Annotated in this window: 9 protein-coding genes; all 9 read right to left on the bottom strand. The window is 45.8% G+C overall.

Annotated elements, in window-relative coordinates; translation table 11 throughout:
* Positions 1-647, bottom strand: a 647-nt coding sequence (locus K2I50_RS08885) for a type I restriction endonuclease (protein ID WP_301025965.1), incomplete at its 3' end; no start/stop codon positions are given.
* Positions 644-1,900 (bottom strand): restriction endonuclease subunit S, encoded by a 1,257-nt coding sequence (locus K2I50_RS08890; protein WP_301025966.1) that lies wholly within the window; start codon positions 1,898-1,900, stop codon positions 644-646. The genes K2I50_RS08885 and K2I50_RS08890, both read right to left, overlap by 4 nt.
* Entirely contained in the window at positions 1,890-2,975 is a 1,086-nt protein-coding gene (locus tag K2I50_RS08895) for a PDDEXK nuclease domain-containing protein (protein ID WP_301025967.1), read from the bottom strand. Before K2I50_RS08895 ends, K2I50_RS08890 begins: the two co-directional genes overlap by 11 nt.
* Positions 2,968-5,574 (bottom strand): type I restriction-modification system subunit M, encoded by a 2,607-nt coding sequence (locus K2I50_RS08900; RefSeq protein WP_301025968.1) that lies wholly within the window; start codon positions 5,572-5,574, stop codon positions 2,968-2,970. The genes K2I50_RS08895 and K2I50_RS08900 overlap by 8 nt, the downstream gene beginning before the upstream one ends.
* On the bottom strand, positions 5,571-5,777 hold the full coding sequence (locus tag K2I50_RS08905; protein ID WP_301025969.1) for a helix-turn-helix transcriptional regulator: 207 nt from the start codon (positions 5,775-5,777) through the stop codon (positions 5,571-5,573). The genes K2I50_RS08900 and K2I50_RS08905 overlap by 4 nt, the downstream gene beginning before the upstream one ends.
* 153 nt (positions 5,778-5,930) lie before the next feature.
* A complete protein-coding gene (locus K2I50_RS08910) occupies positions 5,931-6,518 on the bottom strand; it encodes a hypothetical protein (protein ID WP_301025970.1) in 588 nt (195 codons plus the stop codon).
* Positions 6,518-7,504, bottom strand: a complete 987-nt coding sequence (locus K2I50_RS08915) for a radical SAM/SPASM domain-containing protein (protein WP_301025971.1) — start codon at positions 7,502-7,504, stop codon at positions 6,518-6,520. Before K2I50_RS08915 ends, K2I50_RS08910 begins: the two co-directional genes overlap by 1 nt.
* Before the next feature lie 4 nt (positions 7,505-7,508).
* Entirely contained in the window at positions 7,509-7,922 is a 414-nt protein-coding gene (locus K2I50_RS08920; protein ID WP_301025972.1) for a secondary thiamine-phosphate synthase enzyme YjbQ, read from the bottom strand.
* The coding region (locus K2I50_RS08925; RefSeq protein WP_301025973.1) for a DNA-3-methyladenine glycosylase I at positions 7,906-8,299 on the bottom strand (394 nt) is incomplete at its 5' end. The genes K2I50_RS08925 and K2I50_RS08920, both read right to left, overlap by 17 nt.

The following is an 8,299-nucleotide window of genomic DNA, read 5'->3' on the forward strand; positions in this document are numbered from 1 at the left end:
TTGAACTTACCGTCTGGACCCGGATTGGCAAAGTAAAGGGTCTCTTCGGGTGTCATCGCCACGAAGATTTGCACCATCGAGAAAAGTCCCTGCGAGAAGATGCCCTCATGCGCATACTTCTCTATCTGATTGGTTGCCTGACTGACAGGGATGCCCGATTTTTTCAACTCGATATGCACCACCGGCATACCGTTGATAAGCAACATCAAGTCGCCACGGCGATTGTTGAGTATCGGCGAGGCGGTGGGGAATTGTGGCTGTTGCACTATTTGGTATCGGCTCTGCCCGGCGGCAATCTCCTGAGGATCGTAAATCTTTACAGTGACCTCCTTGCCGTAATGCTCCGTATCATCGGGATTGTCACGCTTGATAGCGGTTTCAACACCGTTGATAAACTTGTTTATGGCAAGCGGGGTACGCAGGTTATTGATGTGGTCAATAATCTGCTGCATCTCTGTATCAGTTAACGGATAGTCACCAAGATGGTCACGATGGCGGTTGTTCTCAAAGAGAATATCAGCCCAATTCTGTATAAGCTGGCGCTCCGTTGGATAACGGAGTACATCCTTCTCCCAGCCGCGTGTTTGTAGTTTCTCAATCAGTGCGGCTTCAAATTTGGGTTCACTATCGAAATTAGATTGGCTCATTGGACAGTGGTATTTACAAACATCTTGTCAAGACAAGACTGTTTGAGGTTCTGGAGTTTTTCGAGTTTCTTGCGCTTGGCAGAGATTATCGCATCGAGATTACGGAAATATTCGCCTATTCTCTTTTGTTCGGGTAATGTTGGAACATAGAATGAAAACTCTGCATATTGTTCGGCATTAACTCCGGGTTGTCCTGAACGCTGAGAAGATATGGCAATATAATCCCAATACATTCGGGTAGTAGTAATGTAGAAAATAAAAGACGAGTCGAACTCATTTGAGACATGAGCACAAATAAGAAACCCTGCCCAATATACATCTCCATCTTTCTCATCATACAGATATGTTTTCCCCACACTTGCTCCTGTTCGGGCAAAAACAATATCATTTAGATGTAACCTGTATTCTTCTGTCAATGGCCCAGCATCAGGAGAAGTAAGGTCTGCTTGATTGAATTGATGAGTTGTATCATCTATATCGGTAATCCTTAAATATTTATGTATCCCATCAAATTTCTTTGCCGGTGCATTCAGACCATACTTAAAAGACTCACATATATGTCTTAATTGAATCAACTTCCACTGCTCAGTAAAGCCATTGAAACGAATTTCGGGAGTAGTTTCTCCGGGGCGAGGGAACATCTTTTGCAGGGAAGCTTGTTTCATCTTCTCCAATCGGGTTATCTCTCGCTCGGTATCGACCAACAATTTATCTATGTTGTCGAAATAGTCGGCAATAGAATCTCGTTCCTCCGCTGTTGATGGGAAGTCTATGTCATATTTCTGAAGGTCTGTGATGCTTACGGCGGCGAGACCTCCGGCATTGACATTCTTTCTGCACCAGTCTCCGAGACCGTAAAAACGGTATAGTAAATACTTGGCTTTCAGCCAAGACCAGCGATTTACGGTTTGGAAAACCGTAAATCGCTGATTCGCAAGCGAATCAGCAATTAGGAGAGCGTGCTCTCCGATCGTGGCGGTTGTCGAGACAATAATGCTCCCGGCAGGGAATAGTCCAGAGGATTTCACCGCCTCAGGGGTGACGTGTTGAATGGAATCCGCCAATACACGACCATTTTCACGAATATCCTCCATTCTGAACCAAGGAATTGTGCCATTAGTCCAAAATGCGGGGTTTGCCTTAGATGGAGTATAGCCGTTGCCCAAAGTAAAAACATCTCTTACTTTGGCTTGCTGCCACTCGTCATCGTAGCCTTTGAAGCGTATCTTTGGGGTAAGAGATTTATTCTTCATCTTCTGACTGTTCTTTGAGGTAAAAAATCTCTTTTTGACGCTCTATTTCGGCGCGGAGCTGTTCGGGCGACGGCATATAGGTCATATACTTCGACGCAAACATGTGGTTGTTGTCGTGCAGAACCGAATACCGTGCGATGTCCTCGTCAGTGTCGTCGCACAGGAGTATTCCGATGGTGGGATTATCATCTTTGGCTCGTTTTAATTCGTCATACATCCGGATATACATATCCATCTGTCCTACATCCTGATGTTCCACCTTCGATGTCTTTAAGTCTATCAAAACGAAACATTTAAGGATATAGTTATAAAACACGAGGTCTATGTAATAATCCCGTTTTGCGGTATGGATATGCTGCTGTCGGGCTACAAAAGCAAAGCCTTTGCCCATCTCCAGAAGGAACCTTTCAAGGTTGTCGATTATCGACTGTTCCAGTTCCGACTCCCGGAATGATGAATCGGCTGTGAAACCGAGGAATTCCCCGATTACAGGATTCTTTATGAACTCCGCCGGGTCGGGCGACTGTAACGAAGCCGTGAGCTGTAACATCTCTTTCTCTACAAGGTCTTTGCGTTGTGACGCAAGCAGACGGTGGTAGTATTGAGAACTTATATTACGCTGAAGAGTGCGTACACTCCAATTCTGTGATGCTGCTTCAGCTTCATACCATTGTCTGGCTTCTTTGTTAAGCTCTTGAATGAGAGTGCGGTAATGAGTCCAAGAAAGTAGGTTTGATGATTTTCCACTCAGTGCGTGGAAAATCTGCGGAAACATCTTGTAGAAATTGACATAGCCATAAAGATTCGTTTTGGTAAAACCCTTGCCGTATGTGGCGGTGAGGCGTTTGGAAAGCTCCTTGATTACCGATGCTCCATATTGTGCGCGGTCTTCGCCGTTAAGTTCTTCTTCGGCTATAATCTGACCCAACTCCCAGTTGCGACGCACAAGGCTCTCGTTGACCTGACGATATGCACGGTCACGGGCCCCTTCAATGATGGAGGAAGCTCGATTGTATAGAGGTTCAATAACCTCCGGAGCGAGTGCTGGGGTATTATGTCGAATAATCTTACTCATGGCGAAGAAGTTTTTGGAACTCACGGAGTCCGGCCATATCATGGTCGGAGCCTGTGAGATTATCAATGAGAGAAGCGAGTGACTGCTCCGAGTCGGAAATCTTGCGATCGATGTCAACGAGAGTCTCACCGTACTTGTTAGCCAGACTCTTGACCGAAGAGACAAAACCACGTTCCCATTGCATAGGCAGGTCGGCGAGAGACTTTTCAAGACGGACAATGTGCTTGGCATGAAGAAGCGCGAAAACATCGTCATCTGAAAGAGATTCCATGACCTTGAACGTATCGTGGAGTATCTCGTCCTCATACTGAGAGATAGCCTTCTTCTGTTTCTTTTCGAGGTCGAGAAGCCTATCAGCCTCGATAAGTCGCCCGTCTAGCGATTCGAGGTCAATCTTCTCTTTGCCGTGTTTCGACTTTATAGCCTTGCACTCGGTTTTAAGGTCTTTGGGGACAAATGCCGACATATCATCTTTAAGCCAATCGGGGTTATTGGCGGCAACGCCCTCGTCTTCCTGAACAATACCGAGAATTTCCTGAATGTCGGACTGAATCCTGACAAGGTCATTTCTCATTGTATCAAGTTGACCGATTTTGTCAGGCAACATATATTCCTGAACGATTTCAAGCGGAAGGACACGGCCGATATAACCTACCTGAACTTCAACGTCCTTGCCGTCCTTTTTCTTTATCTCATACTTCGGCTCGTAGATGCGGGCTGCATGAAGTCCCTCGGACTGGAGGATTTCAAGGTCGCCGGAAATGTCACGCCAGTGGTCTTCGAGCAACTGATATGCCGCATAGCTGTCAATAAGCGGCTCAAACGGTTTTATACGCTCAAACAGGTCGTTTGCAACCTCACGGAGTTTGCGGGTGGCATTGACGGTGCTGTACTCTGCGAAGATGTTGTTGTACTGAAGAACCGGCATCTCCTTGAGCATGGCGTTATAGCGGCTCAGGAACTCGGCAAACTCACCGTTGCTGTTAACGGTGTTGTCAATATCAATCTGACGGAGGCGCGAATACTTCTCATCCATCTGCTCGAATATCTGTGAGCGGAGTGAGGGGAATGCAGTCCACACATCAGCCAATGCGTCAATCTCTGAATTGGGAACACCGCCGAACATGGTGGCATAAATATCCCATTGCTCATCTGCGTCAGCGGAATTTACATATCGGGGGATATTGAGGTTGTAACCGTTTTCGCGTACTTCATCACGGGTGATAAGCCGAGAGAACTTGGGTATCTCTCTACGCTCCGTGACTGCATCCACAATCTTACGGATGTCGCGGGCCCGGAGCTGATTGTTTTTGCCAACCTTCTGGAAGCCCTTTGAGGCATCCACAATCAGAATATCGTCACGGTCTCGTTTCTGTTTCAGCACCATGACAATGGTGGGTATGCCGGTTCCAAAGAAGATATTGGCTGGCAGACCTATGATTGCGTCTATATTGTTGCGCTCGATAAGGTTCTTTCGGATTTCTTCCTCGCTGCCACCTCTGAAAAGAACACCGTGGGGCAATACGATAGTCATAATGCCGCCGGGCTTAACATGATACAGGTCATGGAGCAGGAAAGCGAAGTCGGCTGTACCTTGTGGAGCAACGCCATAGTTCTTATAACGAGGGTCGGTTTTTGATTCTTCTTTCGGAGACCACTCCTGTGAATAAGGCGGATTGCTGACCACGGCATCGCAGTACAATGGGTCGTAGGTTGATGTTGGGTCGCTGTCATCGAACCACGGCCAGTCTTCTTCAAGAGTGTCGCCGTTGCGCACTATGATGTTGTCGGGCAGAATGCCACGCATCACCAGATTCATGCGGGTAAGGTTGTAGGTGGCTTCCTTCAACTCTTGCGCATAATAGACAATCTTGTTTTTGTCCTCGATAAATTTGCCTACGCTACGACCGATATTCAGAAGCAGAGAACCTGAGCCAGATGTGGGGTCGTAGATTTTGATTTCATCGGCATTGCGAAGATGATGTGCCACAATCTCCGACATCATCAACGCCACTTCATGAGGCGTATAGAATTCTCCGGCTTTCTTTCCGGCATTGGCGGCGAAGTTGGAGATAAGATACTCGTAAATGAACCCCAAGACATCGTAGTCCTGTGAGCCGTCAGTGGGGATGTCTTTTATAAGGTCAAGCAGATTTACAATTGATTTCGTCTGCGAACCGGTGTTTTCACCAAGTTTTGAAAGACCGTTTTGCAGAGTATCGAAGATACCTGCATAGACTCTCGAATAAGTGGGCTTGATGAGACGGGCAAAGCGGTTGAGGGCGTCGCGTACATCACCGACGGTAAAGGGTGATTCACGAAGTGGGTTAATCCACGTCGAAAACAAATCGTTGTAGGCAATGAAATAGCCACGTTTGTCCTGACAGTATTTGACCATTTCCTCGTTCTCCTCCACGAGATACTGCTTCATGTCAGCCTCTGACCAACCTTCAGCCCGGAGAAGTTCTACAAGTTTATCGGATATGAATTTATAGAAGATAAAGCCAAGAATATAGTCCTTATATTCGTTAGCCTCAATCTTCGAGCGCATCTTATTGGCGGATGCCCATATTTTAGAAGCGAGTTGCTGCTTATTCATGATTGCTTAGTGCTTTGAATCAGATCTTTTATATCAACGTCCAATAATTCGGCTATCCGGTTAAGCGTTGGAAGGTCGGGCTGGATAGTGTTGGTACACCATTTAGATACCGTTGCAACGTTCTTCCCAAGCTCCTCGGAGAGCCACTTGCTTGTCTTCTTCTTCTCGCATAGAACTATTTTGAGTCGATTTAGGTCTTTCATTTCAACAAATTTAGTTTTGATGCAAATTTAATCAAATTTCCTTACAATAGCAAAGGCACCCGACAAAATCGGGTGCCTTGCCATAATATTTTGAGGATAATATGTCTATAACTGAGCTTAGTTCGGGGGGGGATACGACATACATTAAATCGGTTATTTTTCCGAGAAATGGTCTCTTATAAACAGAATATTTATAGACATCTCATTATTGAACCCTTTGGCTTCAAAAATTTTATCCTCCAAAAGATATGGTATGTTCCGTAAAGTTGCATAGGTGAACCTTTTCATATATTCTTTTGGAAAACGCTCAGGATGTCGCATGGGCCAAGAGCCTCCATCTGTAGAATGAATGAGATGGCACACGGCTGATGTGTCTGGATTTCTCATTGCTTCCAGCATATCTTTCTCAACCATAGCCACAAAAATCTTTGGAGCGACATCATCGAAGGGAGTGCCGAGTTCAACACCGACTTTTTCCATGAATCCATTGGGATTATCAAGAAATGCAGCAACCTCGTCCGGCGTGTTATGTTCACTCAGATAAAGGAAAGCTCTGTAATTTGCATTAAATATCTGTATGAATCCCAGCTTTATCGGAATGGCAGTGGGGTTATATTCATAATCGTATGAATTCACCGCCGACAAAACAATATCCGTCGGGTAGTCGCAATACTTGCCCTCTGCGTAATGCCGGGCGATTGTGCGTGGCTGTGGAATCTTGTTTTGTCTGTCTTTATACATCAGTAGAAATAGATTTTGTTTGCCCAGTCGTCGTAATGTTCACGAAGGAAAGGGATGATTTTAGGATTCTCAAAAATCTCCATACACGACTCACATCCGTTACCGCTTTGGTGGAATTTTATATCTGAATTGTCATGGACATATTGCAGAATGGCCTGTGCGCCCTCTTTGCCTATCCATATTTTCAAAATATCCTCGTAAGTCCGTTCATAAATTGTCTTTACCGGTTCTTTCCAGACATTGCCCAGTCGCATGTGTGGATTTCTGGTGTTGCCTATGCCGCAACACGCAAGAACATCGCCATAAGGGGTAATCTCTATGGTGTTGAACAATAGATTACATGGTTTGCTTTCCTCATACGGCCTCCAATGGCATGGGTAACCGCGACCATGCCGAATGTTATTATTAAACTCTTGCCATTTCCAGAATACTATGTCGATTTTTCCGGCATTGACCAATCTCATGAATGCTGAATCCTCTTTAAGCTTCTCATATACCGAACATTCCCATAATTTAGTTTCCATACGGAATTCCACTTTATATCCTGCCCGGGCAGAGGCGACTGCGGCGTTACGGCAGCCTTTCAATGGAAGTATATGCTGATGGTCATCTCCTACGGAGAAGGCGATATCCTTAAGTCCGGCAGCCTTCAGTTTAAGAATTCTTTCCAAAGCCGAGGAATATGATTTGCCCCAGTATCCGTTTGACACAAGTGCTACCGACAATCCTCTTTCTTTGCCATATCTTACGATTTCATCCAGATCATTTCCGAGCAGAAAGCACTCACCACCGGTTAAATCAAGATATTTGATTGAATCAGGATAAGCGTCCATGCAAATATCGACATAATGTTTCATCTCGTCAATGGTCATGGTTCGTCCGCGCTCCGGACGACATCCGAAACAACAGTTCTCACATGCCGCATTACAGCGGAATGTGGTGATTAACCCTATCTTATATGGCTTGCGAGGTCTGAATGAGGGCATTGGGTCATTCTCCAATTATGGTTGCGACAATTTTGCGAGCACCGCCATAGTTGCGGAACTCACATAAATAAACACCTTGCCATGTACCTAGGTTTAACTGCCCGTTGGTAATCGGAATAGTCAGTGATGATCCGACAATGACCGATTTGGCATGTGAGGGCATATCATCCGTGCCTTCATCTGTATGGAGGTAATAGGGAGCGTTTTCCGGGACGAGCCGGTTGAAAATCGCCGCAAGATCCCGGCGGACATCAGGGTCGGCATTTTCATTTAGGGCTAAGGCCGCCGAGGTATGCTTTATCAGTAGATTCAGCAATCCTTTTCGCGGCAAATCAGGCAAGTTTCTCATGATTTCCACCGTCACCAGATGTATGCCCCGTGGCTGCGGATGCAAAGAGATTTCAATTTGTTCTATCATGGCCGGAATTTTTATGATATAGGAAACAGTCGGGTTCGTGAGAGTTAAATACTCCGATGGACTGAAGGAAGGCGTGGATTGTGGTAGAGCCTACAAACTTCATGCCCCTTTTACGCAGGTCGGCTGACAGGGCATCTGAAATTGTGGAAGTTGTGGACATATGGTCGAAAATAGGCTCTTTGAGACACAAGCCTGAAAGATAAGCATCAAACGAACCAGATTCTTCCTGACTAGACTTGAAAACTGAAGTGTTAGATATCGCTGCCGTGATTTTTGCTCTATTGCGAATGATTCCGGCAGGGGACATAAGCTCATCAATCTTTTTTTCGTCGTAAGCAAGGATTGTGTCGCGGTCAAATCCATCGAAAGCCTCGCGG

This window comes from Muribaculum sp. (assembly GCF_029051885.1).
In the GTDB taxonomy this organism is placed as follows: domain Bacteria; phylum Bacteroidota; class Bacteroidia; order Bacteroidales; family Muribaculaceae; genus Muribaculum.